The organism is Paraburkholderia sp. MM5477-R1 (genome assembly GCF_050436385.1).
GTDB lineage: Bacteria > Pseudomonadota > Gammaproteobacteria > Burkholderiales > Burkholderiaceae > Paraburkholderia > Paraburkholderia tuberum.
On the sequence record NZ_JBNDMC010000006.1, the window covers coordinates 1379866 to 1397477 of the forward strand.

Annotated in this window: 15 protein-coding genes; 7 read left to right on the forward strand and 8 right to left on the reverse strand. The window is 56.5% G+C overall.

All coding sequences use genetic code 11. From position 1 onward, the window contains the following. Positions 1-41: 41 nt before the first annotated feature. Positions 42-479 carry a hypothetical protein gene (locus tag OKW35_RS24725; protein ID WP_429553375.1) on the forward strand — a complete coding sequence of 146 codons (438 nt, stop codon included), beginning with the start codon at positions 42-44 and terminating at the stop codon, positions 477-479. Between the two features lie 72 nt (positions 480-551). Continuing rightward, positions 552-4298 carry a tubulin-like doman-containing protein gene (locus OKW35_RS24730; RefSeq protein ID WP_429553376.1) on the forward strand — a complete coding sequence of 1249 codons (3747 nt, stop codon included), beginning with the start codon at positions 552-554 and terminating at the stop codon, positions 4296-4298. Positions 4299-4337: 39 nt separating this feature from the next. Here the strand turns inward: OKW35_RS24730 and OKW35_RS24735 are convergent, their stop codons facing one another. After that, on the reverse strand, positions 4338-4739 hold the full coding sequence (locus tag OKW35_RS24735) for a hypothetical protein (protein WP_429553377.1): 402 nt from the start codon (positions 4737-4739) through the stop codon (positions 4338-4340). Between OKW35_RS24735 and OKW35_RS24740 the strand changes: the two genes are divergently transcribed. The 4 genes from OKW35_RS24740 to OKW35_RS24755 all read left to right on the forward strand — a co-directional run bounded on the left by OKW35_RS24740 (position 4723) and on the right by OKW35_RS24755 (position 8587). Next, positions 4723-5616 carry a hypothetical protein gene (locus OKW35_RS24740; RefSeq protein WP_429553378.1) on the forward strand — a complete coding sequence of 298 codons (894 nt, stop codon included), beginning with the start codon at positions 4723-4725 and terminating at the stop codon, positions 5614-5616. The genes OKW35_RS24735 and OKW35_RS24740 overlap by 17 nt on opposite strands. Positions 5617-5627: 11 nt before the next feature. Then, entirely contained in the window at positions 5628-6335 is a 708-nt protein-coding gene (locus OKW35_RS24745; RefSeq protein ID WP_429553379.1) for a hypothetical protein, read from the forward strand. 285 nt (positions 6336-6620) lie between these two features. Continuing rightward, complete coding sequence (locus OKW35_RS24750; RefSeq protein ID WP_429553380.1) at positions 6621-7286, forward strand: hypothetical protein; 666 nt, start codon at positions 6621-6623, stop codon at positions 7284-7286. 143 nt (positions 7287-7429) lie between these two features. Further along, positions 7430-8587 carry a transporter substrate-binding and LysM peptidoglycan-binding domain-containing protein gene (locus tag OKW35_RS24755; protein WP_429553381.1) on the forward strand — a complete coding sequence of 386 codons (1158 nt, stop codon included), beginning with the start codon at positions 7430-7432 and terminating at the stop codon, positions 8585-8587. Positions 8588-9240: 653 nt separating this feature from the next. Here OKW35_RS24755 and OKW35_RS24760 read toward each other — a convergent pair. Next, entirely contained in the window at positions 9241-10044 is an 804-nt protein-coding gene (locus tag OKW35_RS24760) for a DUF72 domain-containing protein (protein ID WP_429553840.1), read from the reverse strand. A 205-nt stretch (positions 10045-10249) separates the two neighbouring features. Between OKW35_RS24760 and OKW35_RS24765 the strand changes: the two genes are divergently transcribed. Further along, positions 10250-10585, forward strand: a complete 336-nt coding sequence (locus tag OKW35_RS24765; protein ID WP_429553382.1) for a hypothetical protein — start codon at positions 10250-10252, stop codon at positions 10583-10585. Between the two features lie 391 nt (positions 10586-10976). Here OKW35_RS24765 and OKW35_RS24770 read toward each other — a convergent pair whose 3' ends face one another. Genes OKW35_RS24770 through OKW35_RS24795 form a run of 6 tightly spaced genes read right to left on the reverse strand, consistent with a single transcriptional unit; the run spans position 10977 to position 17478 of the window. Beyond that, positions 10977-12134, reverse strand: coding sequence for a PLP-dependent aminotransferase family protein (locus OKW35_RS24770; protein WP_429553383.1), 1158 nt, complete (start codon positions 12132-12134; stop codon positions 10977-10979). An 18-nt stretch (positions 12135-12152) separates the two neighbouring features. Beyond that, complete coding sequence (locus OKW35_RS24775; RefSeq protein WP_429553384.1) at positions 12153-13736, reverse strand: class I tRNA ligase family protein; 1584 nt, start codon at positions 13734-13736, stop codon at positions 12153-12155. Position 13737: 1 nt separating this feature from the next. Beyond that, on the reverse strand, positions 13738-14073 hold the full coding sequence (locus OKW35_RS24780) for a cupin domain-containing protein (protein ID WP_429553841.1): 336 nt from the start codon (positions 14071-14073) through the stop codon (positions 13738-13740). A 16-nt stretch (positions 14074-14089) separates the two neighbouring features. Continuing rightward, the gene (locus OKW35_RS24785; protein WP_429553385.1) at positions 14090-14902 is read right to left on the reverse strand and encodes a phytanoyl-CoA dioxygenase family protein; all 813 of its coding nucleotides are present in this window, start codon (positions 14900-14902) and stop codon (positions 14090-14092) included. A gap of 7 nt (positions 14903-14909) precedes the next feature. Next, positions 14910-16151: an MFS transporter gene (locus OKW35_RS24790; RefSeq protein WP_429553386.1), complete on the reverse strand. Its 1242-nt coding sequence runs from the start codon at positions 16149-16151 to the stop codon at positions 14910-14912. A 4-nt stretch (positions 16152-16155) separates the two neighbouring features. Continuing rightward, positions 16156-17478: a lysine N(6)-hydroxylase/L-ornithine N(5)-oxygenase family protein gene (locus tag OKW35_RS24795; protein WP_429553387.1), complete on the reverse strand. Its 1323-nt coding sequence runs from the start codon at positions 17476-17478 to the stop codon at positions 16156-16158. Positions 17479-17612 lie beyond the last annotated feature (134 nt).

Here is a 17612-nt window from a genome sequence, read left to right on the forward strand (position 1 = left end):
ACGAATTTCAATTAAACAATCCATTGCAGGGAGCAAGCCAGATGGCCCAAGATCATAAAGACCAAAGCGGATTCGCACTTCCCGCACCTCAAACCAGCGATAGTAGCGTCGCAAGCTCCAGCTCTGTTGCCAGCAGCACCGTCACACAGACCGAAATTGTCACCTCGACCACTTCGAGCGTCAACGTAGACACGTCGTCGCGCGATCTCCTGATTGGTGGCGCGATTCTTATCGTATTGTTCATTGGCTATTTCTTTGCGCGTGGTGCGTATGCAAATTCGCTTGTCGCAAAGAGGGTGCCGCCGAACAAGGCTAACGCCGCCGGCTGGTGGCTGTTCATATTTCTCGCCAGCCTTTCTGTCGGAGTCGTGCTGTCGGTAGTCAACCCGGCTCGGTTCCTTGCGCCTTTGATCATTGCCCCTCTTGCTGTTGTCGCAGTGGTCGCACTTGTCCTGATGATTATTTCAAGCCGCAAGTAAGCGTTGAGGCCTTTCATCCAACCGGAATAGTGCGCTCAACGCACAGATCACAACGTATTCAGGAACTGCGACATGTCAGACATCATCAATCAAACCATCGGCGCCGAGTCGGCCAAGAAGCAGGAACAGACGATCGAACTACGTCCGACCCTCTTCATTGGCGTTGGTGGGACGGGGATGGAAGTCCTGATGCGGCTGCGGCGTCGCATCCTCAATACGTTGTGGGGTGGGACCAATCATCGTACTCGTGTTGAAAGTCTGGTCGACTTTCCCGTCGCGCAGTTTATTCAGTTCGACCTGGATACTGGCGCAATCGTTGAAACGAATCGGGCGCAGGCAGATGACCTGCAATTTCCCCTGGTCAAGTTCTCCGATGACGAGAAGATCGTCGAGACCTTCGACATGGACAAATACAGTCGAGATGACGATGCGCTCGAGAAATATCCGCATGTCAAGGAGTGGCTTTCGCTGACGCCCAAGAAGATCCGGGAACTCGGCATCGATCCGGCCAAAGGCGCAGGGCAAATCAGGGCTGTCTCGCGGCTTTACCTCTTTGACAAGTACACCAAGCTTCGCGACAAGATCCGGTTGAAGCTGCGTACGTTAAAGGCGAGTTTGTCGCATGAGCGCCAACTGGCTGAACTTGGTTTGAGAATGGAAACCAGCAAGTTTCGTGTCGTGGTGGTTGCTTCGGTAGCCGGCGGGACAGGGTCGGGCGCATTCCTGGATATCGGCCTTATCTCGCGCTGGCTCGCAAAGAGCGAGGTGGCTCATGCTGACGTCGAATTGATGCTGTTTCTTCCGACCGGATACAGCGACAAAAACAAGGATCGTACCGCGGCCAACGGCTACGCGGCGCTTATGGAACTTGAGTCGGCGATGATGGGGAACAAGGGTTACGTAGGACGCTGGGACGCCTATGACCAACCTGAGCTGCACCGGGAACCGTATCAAGAGGTATACCTGATCGATTCGGGTAACCTTGCCCAACAAAACACGAAGGATATCAACGACATCTATCATATGGTCGCTGATACTTTGTTCGAAGATTTCGCCTCGGGTGATTTCGCGCGGCGCAAACGCTCGACTGCGGTCAATCAGGCGCAACACAAAAATTTCCTGCACGACGCACTCGTTCCCCGCAATCGCTTTCCAGATATGCGGCTTTCATATTCGAAGCGCTTTTCGGCATTCGGTCAAGCGGTTCTGGATACGCGCCAGGAGGCGCGCCGCGACGAGCTTGCGCACCGCTGGGCCAGTGCCATGCTGCAAGCATTTTTTGGTGTAGGCAGTGGTGATTTGGGCGCGAATCGCGCTACTGACAAACAACGTGATGAGTTCATGGCTTCGTACGTGGGCTTGCGTCCTGCGACGTTTAGCGATTTTCCTGAATTCTCCGATAAAAACGTAGAGCTGCAACGATCGAGCGGTGAATTCACGGACTACGCCGTTACGAATGACCTGCTGCAGGACAAGCAGGGATTGCTGCTTGCCGGCATCGAACAACGGGTGAATACGCAAATCGATGCGATCCGAACGGGTTTTCAGCGTGCTGAATGGCCAACGCATTTGCGCGACGCCATGAAGATGCTGGAACGCGACGCAGTGCGCGACCAGGATTCCACCGCTGATACAACTGAAGATCGTGTGACCAAACGCCGTCGGGAGGTGTTCGAGCGAATCAAGAAGACCGTACGCGACCAGCTCTACGCATATCTGGACAACAAGGAGTTCGGCGGCCTTGAATATGTCTTGTCGCTTGTGGAGCAGATCAAAGATCGTCTTGAAGTACAGGGGACCGGGCTTATCGCTGCGCTCGAAACCAACGCCGAGCGCTACCGCGAAATCAAGGAGGCCGTGCGCAGCCGCGAGTACGAACGGCTGCTAGACAATCTCGCACAGACGCGGTCCGGTATTTTTGGCCTGGCTGGTGGGGACAAGCAGGCGAACACGGTGCTGGACCATCTGCGCATCGAGATGGCTAACGCGTTGAAGTTTCATTTGCGTGCGAAAGCAGCGTCTGAGGCGGCATTGTTGATGCACGATGTGTCTGCCTGGCTTGGTCGCAAAACCGGCATCGATTCTCAGGGACGCGCGACCTGGAGCGGTCTTGTGGGGGAGCTGCAAGCGGGTCGGGACGAGGTGCTCGGGATGCTCCGGGACCTGCAAAATGCGAATTCGATTTTGCAGTTGGACCTGACCAAGCAGCACAGCACACTGATTATTGTAGCGGCGACAATTCGCGAGGTACCGATGCCCGCGGCACCCCAACTTAGGGAATGGGCCGACGAGGCTTTCAAGGATCTTGGTGGATCGCAGGTACTCTTTCCGATGCTCGCGGATGCCGAACAGCGCGGTGAGATTCTCATAAAGATCAAGCGGATGGCAGAGCGTCAGCTCACAACGTTGAGCGCTATCGATCCGATGGTAGACGCGACCGATCCTTTGATGGACGCACTGGATCACATGGCGCCAGGGCAGCGGGGCGAGTATTTCCGCAAGTTGTTGGCGTGCGCTATGCCGTGGATTGATGCGAATTTGGGGGGCGACTTTGCCCTCAATGCGGATCAGTATAAGTGCTTCATCGGTGTGAACAATGCGGATGATTTCCGCCGCAAATTCGGTGCGGAGATCGATGCGAGCGTGCCCACACACGCCGGTATTACACCGGGTCAGATTTCGATTGTCGAAACCGGTATCCCAAGCCGTGCAGTCTGTTACTGCGAGCTGTCCGGAGTTCCGATGACTGTTTTGCGCGGGCTCGAAGGGTGGCGTACCAGCTATCGCAAGGAGTCGGAAAAGAGTCCGACGCACACGCACATCGATTCAACTCAGTTCAGCCATCCGATGGCACCTTCTACCGACGAAATTGGACGTCTTGCAGAAGACTTCAAGCAATATCTGCTTGCAGTCATGCTCGGGATATTGACGCGCGCCACGCAGCGCGTAATGCCACCGGGTCAATATCAGTTTGCGGTTGCGCGCGGCGACGTGCGTCGGATTGGCAACGAACGCGCAATCCGTCAAAACGGCTTGCCGATAACGTACCGCACTCAGATTGTCAGTCGTGTGCAGGAAGCGCTGGCTGATCTCGACGCGCTACAAACAAGTGCATTAGCGGCGCTGTGTACTTACTACGAGACGGCCGTCTACACGCCGAAGCTGGTTTCCGATTCGACCGGTGCGGAGCAATCCCGCAAGGGTTTCGCGAGTTCGATCGCCGCGGAAGCGAGGCGTGAGTTGCGAGACAGCGCCCGCCGTAAAGGTGTAAGTGAAGCAGAGTTGGAACGCCATGAGCGACGTCTGCTTGACGACTTGACCGCATGGCTTGTAGTGATCGGGGACTCGGATACCGACGCTTACGACTGGGAGGTCCGCGAACCGAATGAAGATCAGCTGCCCCGACTGAAATTCGCGATTCGCCCGGAGTACCTGGCTCCGCACGCTCTAGACAATCTGTTGAGCGCTAGCGCTGTTGGAACGACGTCAACTGCGTTTCAGGCCGGCCCGGGTGCTTCTGGACCAGGCATGCCCCCGCCACTGGCGCCAGCATCGGTCGCGCCGCCACCACTCGTTTTCGCACCGCCCGTTGCCCATCAGTATTTTCTGGCGGTCACAGGACAGCAATATGGTCCGTACAGCGGGCGACAAATTGCGCAATTTATGCAGGCTGGACAAATCGCAGTCGCCACAACAAAAGTGTGGCGTCAGGGCCTTGGGGACTGGGTAGATTTGGCTAATTTTCCAGAATTGACTGGAACAACGTCGCAGGCAGCGCCGCCCCCGCTGCCTCCAGCGGCTCCGCCGTCGCTAACGTAAGCACGATCCGGCTTCCCAAGCGAGTCGGACAGCCGGGATTTAGTAGGAAAATGACGTGAAAAATTGTATCCAATGCGATAGTCGGCTCTTCGGGACGGTCAGTTTCTGTCCGTTCTGTGGGCACGCTACCGGGTCAACGCCGGCGGCTGCCACAGTGCCGAAGGTGGAAATTGACGCGGGCATGTCCGAAACGACGCCGCGGGCATCGGCGCCGCAGCCCCCGACACCGGTAACGCCGCCCGCGATAGATACATCTGCATCGTCATCGACGCGAAACACATCGGTGGAACCGACCCCGCAGGTCAAGCCTCCAAAACGAACGCAGGCAGACGCAATCAGGAAGCCGGCGGTCGCATCAGCTAGTAAAGCGCCGCAGACGAACCAGCCGAAGTCGACAGAAAAGCCAAAGACAACACGCAAGCTTTTGCCCGGTGCAGCCATTGCCGTCGTTGTTCTTATTGTGTTGATCGGTTTTATTGGGCATGGCAGAAACAAGCAGGAGATTGCATGCGACCAGCAGGCGGAAGCGGGGACAAAGCTCGTGCAAAGCGGTGACTTCGCCGGCGCTGCTGAGCAAATCAGACTCGCGGCAGCTTCTTGTACGGGCAGTCGCAGTTCGAAAGCGACAGAGTTGCAAGCCACCTTGACGGCAGCTCAAGCTGCGAAAGCCGTGCATGCCAAGTGCGCTCGTGCTTACGACATTGTTTCGTCACGTCTGAATGAGGGGCGTCTGAATGCCGCAATTAATGCGTTGAATCAGTTGTCGCCGTCGTGCTCAGACTCGACCGAAACGAAGCAGTTGAGGGACCAGATAGATCAGGCGAGTGCTGCCGCCGATGCGACGGAGCAGAATGTACGCACAGCAATCGCTGCGGGCGACGCTGTCGCTGCGTTGGCAGCCGTGCAAGACCTTGCGCGATTGGATCGTTTTCGGGCGACTTTACCAGCTCTTCGAACACAAATCGCTGGGATCCGTACCGCGAAGCCGGTTGAACAGGGGGTAGGGACGAACGGGTCCACCGCTTCGTTCTCTAGTCAGCCAGCGACAGGTGCTGCCACGCAGCCGCCGGCACTCGCGAGACTGGCAATGCAGACCGCGCAACCTGCTGCACCCGCTTACAACAACCAGGCCGCACTCATCCAGCAATTTTTGAGCGACGCACAGACCGCGCTTGCACAAAGCCGTTTCGATGCGGCCAAGACGTATCTCGACAGCGCCCGACGGATGGACCCCAGTAATCCACAAATCGACGCGCTCGCGCGTGCTATCCAGAATCGCGAACACGAGGTTCTGCAGAATGAAACATCCATAAAATAACGAGATAGACCATGATTGAAAATACTAAAAAACTGATAGTCCCGATTGTCATCACTTGCGTGTTAGCAGGATGCGCAGCGCCTCAGCAGAACGGTGGCCTGTCGAAAGGGAGCGGCACAGCTGCAAATGATCCATGTTCGGTAGGCACCACGGCGGTAGCAGGGGCCGCTGTAGGAGCGTTGATCGGTGCGTTGGCCGGCGGTGCGAAAGGAGCGGCAATTGGCGCAGCGGCCGGTGGCGTTCTGGGGGGAGCAGGCTGCTATGCGGTCAATGTTCACTCACGGCAGGTCAGGACTGCTGCCCAGGTAGACCATGATTATGTTGAAAAGCGTGGCGCGCTACCTCCTCAGCCGCAATTGGTTTCTTATAACGTTCAGGTCAACAACCAGGCAATTCGCGGCAAGCCGTTTACCGTTAATACAGAAGTGGAACTGGTCAATGGGCGTTATCAACAGGTCCACGACGTCAAGGAGCAAATCGTCATTCTTGATCCGCAAGGCGAGCCATTCAAGAACGGCACGAAGCCCCTTGAGAGCAGCAATGCGACTGGCGGCCAATTCGTTAACTCCTTTGAACTGACTCTGCCTCCCGGCGTCTCTCAGGGCGTATATGCGATGAAGACGAATCTTTACGTCAATGGAACGTTGATAGCGTCGCGTGACTTGCACACTCAGATCGTGCTTGATCATGGTAAAGCGACTGTCGTTGCAGCACTTTAGGAGTGGCTGATAAGGCACAGTTAATAGCAAAAGAGGCGCCGCCGCTCCTGATGGAAGGTCATTGCTTTATGAAGAATGAGTGATGGGGTAGGCGGGAAAAGGGAGGCTCCAACTGGCTGTCAATGGATGCCTCTCTTGCGCAGTGCAGAGGGATATAGTCGTCTTATTTTCGCGGACGCGAAGAGTGTTCGGGGCGTACAGGTCAAAGGTGCATGCGGTTTTCAGTCAAACGGTCCACGAGGGTCCGCGCGAACATGTTTTCCGCAAAAATTCATTGAGAGGCTCATGATGAGCGTGTTTAACCGGATCAAGGCGCTTGTGTTCGTCGACGAAACTGCCGACGCCAAAAGCGGGGAGGCTGTAGAAGACATTTCAGCAAGATCCGAGTGGACATCTTCGTCGTCCGTGTCTGGCGATACGCCACCGGTCAACCCTGCAGATGGAGCTATCGGTTTCGATCTTTCCGCTATGGAAGCGCGAATTGACCAAGGGATTAGGAGCAACCCGGCTTTCGCTCAATTTGGCGCATTTCTCGCATTAGCGGACAATATAAAACTTGCCGTACCGGACGAGGCGCAACGATTCAAGGCGGCACAAGCTGCGACGGGTACGCAGGTCGAAGTACTTCTGTCGGCGGCGAACTCCTATGCCGACGTGCTGCAGAATGAATCTAAGGCGTTCGAGCAACGTTTTGTATCGGCAGCGCAATCTGAGATCGAAGCGCTTGGTCGAAAAGAAAAAGATCTCAGCGACCTGATAGCCGAGTTCGCAGCACAAATCGCTCAGTTCAGCGCTCAGAAGGATGAGGTCGCCAGGTTGGCGTTAGAAAAAACTGGCGAGTTGAGCAAAGCGAAGATCGACTTCGAGACAATGACCGCCAGGCTCAAACGACAGTATCGCCAGCTTGCTCAGAAAACTCATCAGTACCTTCAACCCGCGCCAGACGGTTAAACGGACGTTTGAGTCAGCCGTTTATCAGAGAGAAAGAGGTTAGCCGCCGCAACTCGTGCATCGTTCACGAAGTAGAAACGGACACAAAACAGCAGCGGATGATGTGCGACCAATCTAGATGCCTTAATAAAATTGGGGGACGTATGAAATTACAGCCTGGATTCAAGAAGTTTATCTCGGTGGTCGGGGTTGTTGTCATTGCCGGCGGTGCCGCATATGCCTATCGTTCCGGAACCTTGACGAGCAAACCCTCAGGCGCACAAGACGCGGGGTCCACGCAACCGCAACCTTTGAGCGCATCTGTGCAAGTGCCCACGCCTGGCACTCAGACAGCGCAAGACCCAAGCGGTACGTATAACTTCAAGCCAAATCCAGATTCGTTGCAGTCCATCCTTCAAAATCGCATAGTTCGAATCTCAGTTGAAAACCCGTCTGAGCCGATCTACGGCGAAACTAACGGTGTTCCGCACGGCTTCAATTACGAATTTGCCATGCTGCTTTTCGCTCAACCCGAATTCAACAAAGGTGGTTCGATAAGAATCGACACACATCACGAAGTCGATACTTACAAGGATGTCCCTCGACAACTGCTCGTTTCGGCCAATGGCGGTTCGGTAGTCGATATCGCCATGGACGGCTTGACGTTCTCCGATAACTCACCCAGCGGTGTTGAGTACACGAATCCGTATCTGGATGACTTTGGATACGCATTGATCGTCCAACGCGGCTCTTCGTTGAAAACGACGACAGAGCTTGCGGGAAAAAAAATCGGTATCCTGCAGGGCGACCCTGACGTGCGGGCGTATGTTACGCAAAAATTCCCCGATAGCAAGGTCGTCGAGGTAAGCGACTCGGATCCGCAATTTATCAACAAGAGTCTCGACAATCATACCGTTGACTGTTTCGTGTATGACTACCCCTTTGCTGTGGAATCGATCAAGGGAACTGATCTCAAGTTCGCCATCACGAAGCTTGATGGCTCGAACATTTCGTACAAGATTGGTGTGCGAGCGGCCGATCAGAGTCTTTTGATTTATCTTAATAGCGCGATCGGTCGAGTGAAGCAGACTCCCGCATATCTCGATCTTCTGCGCAGATACTTCATCAGCTCCCAGGTTGCGACGACCGCTGCAGTTCAGGGCGAACGAAGCTACACCGTGCGCCAAGGTGATACCCTTAACGTCATTGCTCTTTCTCAATTGGGTAGCGGAGCACGTTATCGTGAAATCCAGCAGCGCAACAATCTGCCGAATCCTAATTTGATCCTGGCGGGACAGCAACTAATAATTCCCGGTCGATAACACGTGTGAAGAAAAGCTGAGGCGGCGTTGCAGTAGTGACTTTCGGTGTCGTGCAAGCGTGATCGTCGGATCTGAAATCAGCTCGCCGCATCCGGTATCCAACGGAGATACCGGATGCGACTTTTATCAAGCTATAACTCTGAAACGCCCGCACGGGTCGTGTACAGCGACCGACTGCCGGCAACGGGTCGGAAAGACTTGGTCATTGAATAGCGATAGCCGACGTTCGCCGACATCGGTTTGCGAATGACAGCAGTGCGACATGCAGCTGCCGTACTACGTACAGTCCGCGACCGTCGGCTCTGGCCGACGAGCTGGCAATCGGGTCAGTCTTCGTGCGACCGCTTCCATCGAACTATAGCATCGACCGGTTGAATCCGCCGTTTTAGTCCGGCCATTCACCGAAGTCAACGGTGGAAGTTCGCTACCCACTTGGATGAATACATACTGTAACTCCGAACCGAAAGCGCTGTTTGGATTTACTGGAAGCAGCCATTGGAGGAAAAATTGGCTGCTGGACCGAAGTTGCTAATGCTGTGACGCGCCAGCTTGAGAACGAAGCCTTTGCGGGCTTCGCACTTTTTCGTTGCGTGCGCCTCGGGTTCTGCTCGCAATACGATCAACGCGTACGCGTCTCGCTCAACTTTAGCCTGTCACAGGCGCTCGATGATGGCTTTTGCCGCGTCTGGGTTGCGTTCCTTGAAGCCGCTGATCACGTAGAGGTAAACATCGCGCGCGCTTTTTGCGGCTGCCTTGGCCTCGACGGGTTCGATATCTTCAGGAATGGTGCCTGCGGCAAGCTGGCGTGCGCGCTCGGCCCACGCATCGAGCGCCTTCTTCGAATAACCTTGGGCCTGCTTTTCGGACGTCCCCATGATGCGCGCATACACAAAGGGTGCGGTGAGACTGGCGATCTGAGGATAATGGCTATCGCCTGCGAGTACGATCGCCACGCCATATTTGCGCGCCAGCGCGACAAAGACTTCGTTGCGGAAACTCTCGTGTCGAACTTCGACGGCATGCCTTAGCGTGAGTCCGTCGAGCTTCCTGGGCAGCAACGCGAGAAACGCTTCGAAGTCGTCTGCGTCGAATTGCTTGGTTGTGGCGAACTGCCAGTTGATCGGACCGAGTTTTTGTTTCAGATGCACGAGGCCACTGCCGAAGAAGCGTTCGATACTGTCGCCGGCCTCGGCCAGCACACGCCGGTTGGTCGCGTAGCGCGGCGCCTTGAGCGCAAATACAAAATCGTCAGGCGTCTCGTCGCGCCACTTCATATAGCTCTCGGGTTTCTGCAAGCCATAGAAGGTCCCATTAATTTCGATGGTCGTCAGCTGGCGGCTCGCGTATTCGAGCTCGCGCTTTTGCGTCAGATCCTGCGGATAAAACACCCCGCGCCATGGGGCATAGGTCCAGCCTCCAACGCCAACCCGGATTCGCGGTTTCGTGCGCGTTGCCATATGCGGTCTTCCTCGTCGTTTTGGTTTGCCTCGCGGCGCTCCGGTGTCGATTCCAATGTTAACAGCTATACCTTGCATCCATGCAGGCGTTTCCTGCAAGTTGCTGTTACATCTGTCTTGCCAATAGTAGCGGACAACACCTGTCGGTCTGCCAGCAGTAACCTGCTCGATCGTGCGTCGCTGGTAATGGAGGGGGGCAGGCATTGTGGACAACGACCGGGACCGTGAGGCCTGGCCCGAGTTGGGAGGGGAGGCAAAGCCTGAAAGCATCGACGCGGGAACTGAACGGGCGCGGGTGACGTTGTTAAGGGAGGTGAACTCTGGCAAGCGCCGTGAGTTCAATCCGGCCAAAGATGTTGACAGGCTGACGGCAAAAGCTACGCGACGTGGAGGAAGCCGGGAAGTGCTGGAGGAGAAGATCACTCTGACGGTCAAGGTCTTCCTTGCCTCACTGCGCATAGGACTCGCTGCCGAGAAAACGAAGGTCGCCTGCCTTACCGAGGGCTATGACTTCTTGTGTAGCCTATCAGCACGACGGTGATCGATACGATCAGCAGTTTCTTCACTTGCTATCCTGTTTCGATTTTGGTCAGTATGCCATACCGTTTACGTCGCGTAGGTCTTGATGTTGATATCGGCTGCAGAGCGATGCCGTGCTGATCGTACAGAACGCACAGGAATTGACTATTGCGGTAAATCAATTGCCGAACCGAACGCAGAATGTACTGAGGTCGTCGCGTTGAGGGTTCCGAGACACGCGCGAAGGGGGTGTCTGCCTATATAACGGACGGATCCTGAGCGAAATCAGTGATGTAGTGCCATGCTGAAAAGCGTTCGTCGACTTGTTTGCGGTAGAGGGCGGCGCAGTGGATGTCTTCGCTCGGCCTACGCTTGTACATCTCGCACCGACTATCCGTAGTACTTGGCATTCTCTAGGCACGCCGCTCAAAGCGCGTCGATGTCAGAAGGCTCGCATGCGCATCGTCTATCTGAGCCAAGCCGCGCTCGATCAAACGCGGCTGGAGATAACTGAAGCTTAAGCGTACACGGGCTGCACCGCTCGGCCCATGGTGCTTTCCTTCGACGAGTTTCACATTGTGCTTCCGGCGCACCTCGCCGACCAATTCGGCGGAATCGACGCCTTCGGCAAGCGAGACCCAGAACGAAAATCCACCACTCGGAATCTCGTAATCCGGTTTGCAGAATCGGCAGGCCTGTAACAGCCTATGCATTGCGTCGCGCTTGCTCCGGTAGTGCGTCCTTAGGTGTTCGACGTGAGCGTCCAAAGACGACGACTGCAATAAGGCGAGCGCCATATTGCTGACAATGGGACTCACACCTCCATCGCATTTCAGGTGGGCTAGGCGGTCGACAATTTCCGGCTCGGCCAGCACCCAGCCTACGCGAAGCCCGGGGCCTGAGATTTTGGAGAAGCTATGCACATTGATGATGTTACCGCCCGCCTGCAGAATCTCGGGTGACGCGCCATCATAGGGCAACTCGCTATAAACCAGATCCTGCACCAGCCGCACGCCGTTGCGGGACAGTAGAGCCTCCACCTCGACCATATGCCGGTGTGCAAAGTATCGTCCAGTCGGATTGTGGAACGCCGGAGTGGTGTAGTACAACTTGGCTCGCCCCTTTGCGTGCAGCAATGCTTGTTCGAGAAGATCGAGGTCGACACCCGAGGAATCCGCACCTACTTGAACCACCGTCGCGCCCGCAATAGAGAAAATGCGCAACGCACCGAGATAGGACGGGTCCTCGGTCAGCACGACGTCTCCAGGGTCGATAAAAGCATCGGCAAGCAGTTGCAGGGCTTGTGAAGCGCCGTTCGTCAGAATGACATTGCCACGCGCCATCCGGTACCTTTGGCCAAGCTGTCCGCGCAGTTCGGGAAGGCCATAGGCGTCGGTGTACTGCGGTAGGTCGGAGATGCTGACGCCCGTCTCGACGGTAAGCGGGTCCGGCCATTGCAGGCGGGCGAACGTCAAAGGATCGGGAAGCCCATAGGCGAAGTTGACTGTGTCCTTGCCTGAGGTGTAGTCGAATACCCCATAACTGAGCGAAGTGCGACTGCGCATCGACATGACTGGCTCCATCGTTGGTTACGCGGCATCGACGGCGCGCTGGAAGCGCGATTGATATTGGCGGATGAACGAGTCGGCAATCGGCATTCCGAACGGCGAAAATTCGGCCGTCGCTCGGGGAGGCGTAGCCAATAGCGTGGCGTTTGCGCCGAGTGCCGGTGTCCAATTCTCGCCAAAGAACACGTTTCCATAGCGTTCGGCGAGCACTGGCATCACGGGATGGAGCATGCTCAAAAAGACGGATACGTGCACCGGCCGCCACGTTTCCGGGCTCGTGCCGAAGCCCGTCGCGACGAAGTATTCGTCAATCAGATCGAGGGCGTTCCAGAAGCGTACCTGGTCCATCGCGGTGATATAACGTTGGACTATGTCGTCGTGCGCCGGCGTAAGACCGCTTCCATCGACATTCGCCGAGTGCAGTGAATCGCGACGGAGAGCGCTTTCCCACGCAAGGATGTGCGAAGCCGACCGGATCAGTTCGCCGATCTGGAAATCATTATTGTTGGTGCCGAACGGCTTGGCAATCCGAGCGAGCGCATAGCGCAACACACTCGGGTCGACCTGCCGGGATACTTCATCTGCCCAGAGTGCATGGTCGCGGCTGGTCGAGAATTTCTCGCCCTCCAATTTATAGAAGTCCTGGATCGAATGATCTGCCGGAAGCGGGTAGCCGCGCGCAAGCAGGCTGCCAGTCACGCCGATGGTGTAGTAGAAGCGATTATCTTGGCCCATGAAAAACAGGAGGCGTGTATCGGGGTCGCGCATCACGGTGTCATAGTCGACCTCGTCGCGCGCGCACTGCAAGCGGATCCCCGTCTCGAAACACCAAAGCCCTTCGAACCACGTCATCAACGTTTGCCCTGCAATCTTCGCGGGTGCTTCAAGTGTCACACCGCGGTCGAAAATGCGCGACATAGGTAGCGGCCGCAATTCGTCACGCAACCATGCACGCGCTTTACGCTGGATCGTTTGATCCCATTCACTCCCCTTGATCGCATCGTCAAGCATGGCTGCCATGCGAGGGATGTCGAAAACCGCCTGTTCGATGGGGCGAAGCGATAGCGGTTTGCCGCACGACGTGTGGCTTGGCGTTCGCAACTTCGAGTGCTGTTGCGCCAAACCGCAGTTTTCGCACAAGTTGCTGTCGGTGGACGCATCGCACGCGGGGCAGAGGCCGACGGCAAGCGAATCGGCCACGAACTCGTTACAGTTCTCGCAGTAGAGTTGATGGCCATCACACACTTCAATGTAGCCTGCAGCTTCCAGCTCGCGAAAGATCTTTAGACTGTTCTGCTTGTGCGTAGCGTCCGTTGTTCTGATGAAGACATCGGGCTCGATGTGCATTGCCCGCAAGCAATCGATTATCTCGTCAATATGCAACTGCGCGACTTCGTCAATCGGACGACCGAGCTTGCGCGCCTTCACTACCGTATAGGTGCCATGCTCGTCCGCACCTGTGACGTGGTAGGCGCGGTGACCTCTCATGCGTTGAAAGCGAACGAAAAGATCGGTGAGCAGATAGACCCCGCCAATATGGCCGAGATGCAGCTTGCCGTTCGGGCAGGGCGGTGCGGGGCAAACGAAAAAAGTGCGTGTGGTCACGTTAGTCCCACCATATCGATAGAAATTTCAGGCTCGCTGCCGGATCGGCATTGCGAATCGCGTGCTCCTGATTCGGCTCGATATAGAGCAGCGTTGAATCTGCGACTGGCCGCGCCTGACCATTCACCTCGAAGACTCCCTTGCCTGAAATGAGTACCCACAGTTCATGCTCGGAATGGGAGTGCAGATTGACAGCGCCCGCCGGCATGACCTCAACAATCGACGTGCCGAACGCTGTTGTCAGGCCAGCGGGCAGATGTTCGAGCAGCCGGCAAACAAGAACGCCGTATTCCGGCCGCATCATGGATGGGTCAATCTGCTTTGTGTACACGCACATCCTCCGGTGAATTACATTAGGTGCGATAGAAAATGCCATTTGGCGGCTTCATATCGTGGATATTCGATTCCTTTCCTTCGGGTGGGTTGTAGGCACGCTTCAGTTTGTTGTATTCCGTACGCGTGGGGCCACCAGTCGAGGCGCGCTGGAACACCAGATAGAGCACGCGGCGCGAACGGTTACTTTTGTTGGGCTGCGAATAGTGCGGCGCGTAGTCGTCGAAGACTAAGATGTCGCCGGCCTTCCAGGGCACGGGTTCCCACTTGAACGTCTCGGCCACTTCCGGATGAATCACGCCGCCGGCGTCCATCGGAAACACACCTTTCTGATGGTTGCCCGGACTGAAGAACAGGCCGCCGTTGTCCGGATCGGAATCGTCGATGCCGATGGCGACCACGGCATGAACCATGCGTTCAGGAATGTTGTGCGGGATGTGATAGATGTCCTGATGCGGACGATAGCCGCCGCTGTCCGGGTACTTGAAGATGAGCAGTTCCTTGAGCATGCGGGTATCTTCATCGAGAAGCGATTCGACAGCCGTCTGGATGCGCTTGTCGGCCAGCAACAGGTCGCGCAGTTCGTTGTTGAAGTCTAAAAAGTTCTCTACCTTTGAAACGATCCTGCGGTCGTCCTCGGTCTTCTCGAACCACATCATCCATTTGTTGTCGCTGATTTCCCAGCGCGAGACATCGTTGACCAAAGCAGAAATCTTTTCGCGGGTGACCGGATCGAAAAACCCCTCTACTTTTAGATATCCATCTTCGTGCCACTTGGATTTTTGCGTTTCATTCAGCATACGAACCACCTCGTCAAGGAACGGAGTTTTCAAGGAGAAGTCAGGCGGCGAAATGCGCCTTCATTCGCGTGACGCCGAGTAGCACGACATTGGCGAGTACGGCGCCTAGCAGGGCGACGAGCATTGCATCGGCGCCGAAAACGTGAATCAGAACGCCACATAGGGAAGGGCATCCGAACAGACCGATGAAATAGGCAAGCGTAAAGATTTGCGAAGTCACCGGCACCGATACGCCGTGGTCTCCGGCGAGGTTCACGGCCATGCCGTTCAGGGTCGAGTAGCTCAGTCCGTAGCCCGTGGCGAACAGCGTGGTAGCGACGATATAAAGCGTCGTGCTGCCGTGGTTCAACAGGAACAGTACGAGCGAGGCGCCGGTAAGCAAAAACAATGCGAGCGCCAGTCGCGCGGGCTTGATTCGTCCCATGGTTCTCGCGAGCGACAAGCGCAGTGCCACGCTGGTCATCGTGAACGTCAGGAAGAACAGGTCTGGCCTGAGGTTACGCGAGACGGCATAGGGTGTCTGGTAAGTCGCCAGCCCGGCGAAGACACAGGCTGCCAGTGCGATCATTGCGATCGGCACTGCTGTTCGTGCCCTGAGCAGGGCCAACGTGTCGGTCGCGGTAATGGCCACGCGCGTCATCGGCAAACAGGACCTATCCTTCATCGCCTCGCTGGCGATCTTGACGCAGACTGCCGCCACCGCGCATGCCGCAGCGAACAGAAGGTAGGCCAGCGCGATCGAGCCGGTATGTTGGGCGATCAGGCGGCTCAAAGGCGCCGCCATGCCTAGGCCGGCCATTTGCGTGCCGGAGACGAAGGTCAGGTACTGGATACGCGCGTTGGGGCACAGATGATGGATGATTTGCAGCGGCGCGAGTATGAAGAACACGGACCACCCAGCGCTCAACAGCAAACCGCCTGCATAGACGGCACGAATGTCCATTGGCGCGGCGGCGAAGCAGAGCATGCTGCCTGCCATGACGAGCGAGGCCAGCGCGATGGTCGGCATGACACCGATACGCTGGGCTATGCGCCCAGCCACGCAGCAGCAGATCATGGTCGAGACCATGCCGCTCGAAATCACGGCGCCGGCGACATCGCTCTTCATGCCCAGGGATTGCAGGTACTCGGGCAGGAGAAAACTCGTCCCGTACGAGGCGGCGATCACCAGTGACGCGATCAGAAACGGAATGAACGCCCGTAATTGGAGGGATGCCGGCAAGTGCTCGGCGTGTGAGATCGCACGCTCGCCAGTCGATAGATAAATGGAGGAGCCAGTCATGCGCTTACGCCACTGCCGGTTGACGCGAGGCCTGAGGCGCGTCGCACAGTACCGATCCTGCTTCAGTCTCCTGATCCTCAAGGCTGTCGAGCAGTTGCCGGTCCGGAACATCCGGATAGAACGCACGACCTAGCAGACTGTTGATGATGCGGCTGTTCCTGTATGCGACCAGCGAAAGATTGACGCTTTGCAGGCCGTGCTGCACGCGGCTTTGGTTTTGCAGATACACGGGACCGGGCATTGGCGCATCGAAGCGCACGGCGTAATCGGGATCGAGCGTTGGCAGACCGTCTTCACGGCTTGCGCCGTCCAGCAGCTTCTGAACGAATGGCAAATGGCGCGGCTGAAAACCGGTTGCCAGGATGATTCTGTCCGCGCTTATGCCGTTGCGCTGCGACGTGACGAGCGAGGTCAACCCGATATGCCAGCGACCGCTGCGGCGGGTGATCTCGTCCATCGTCACCGAAGGCAACAGACGAAAGCAGTCGGCTAGCGTGCCATGGACGCTGCGTTCGTACAACGCTTCATAGAGCCGGTTGCACAGGCTGGCGGAGATGCCGTCGCTGGTGAGCTTTTCGCTTTCGACAATGGCCCGGCGCTGCTGGAACGGCAGCGTGTGAAAGCGTTGGCTATAACTGGGCATGTATGCTTCATTGACAAACGCGTTGTCGTCCATCGCAAACAGATTGGCGCGCGACGTCGCCCAAGTGATCTTGTCGGGACCTGACTCGGTCAGCATGTGCTCGACGACTTCCGCGCCGCTCTGCCCGCCGCCCACCACCAGCACATGTTCGTCTTCGCTGAACGGTTTCCGGTTAAGGTAGTCGTCTACGTGATAGACCGTCTCGCCAACCACCTGCCGCGCACATGCCGGCACCTTGGGTTCGACGCCGACCCCGACCACTACCGCGCGCGCATGATATGTGCGCGCGGTAGTGGTCACGCAATAGCCCTTATTGCAAGGCCTGATATCGATCACCTCCTCGCCGAATCGAAGCGTGTCCAGGCATTGCGCAACCCATTGGTAATAGTGGGTGAACTCACGTCGCGACGTGCCGTTTCCACCTTTATTCACGAAGCTGTACAGGCGTCGATGTACAGCGAGATAGTTGAGAAAGGAATATGGGCTTGTGGGGTTCACCAGGGTCACACAATCCTTGAGCGGCGACACCTGGAGTTGACTTTGGGGCAGCATGAGCCCCGGATGCCAGGAGAATTTTATGCGCTTCTCAAAGAAGAGCGCTCGCAAACCGGTGGGCTGAATGAGCGCCGCGAGGCTTAGATTGAACGGTCCGATACCAATACCGATGACGTCTAGCATGTCCATAGGAACTTGTTCCGCCGTTAGAGGGGAATTGGCCAACCGAGATAGTGCAGCGCAATTCCCGTGGACTAAGATTGAGGCGGTGGTGCCGGCGTACTGCGTAGCCGATGCCCGCTGCAGCAAAACGAAAGCCGTAG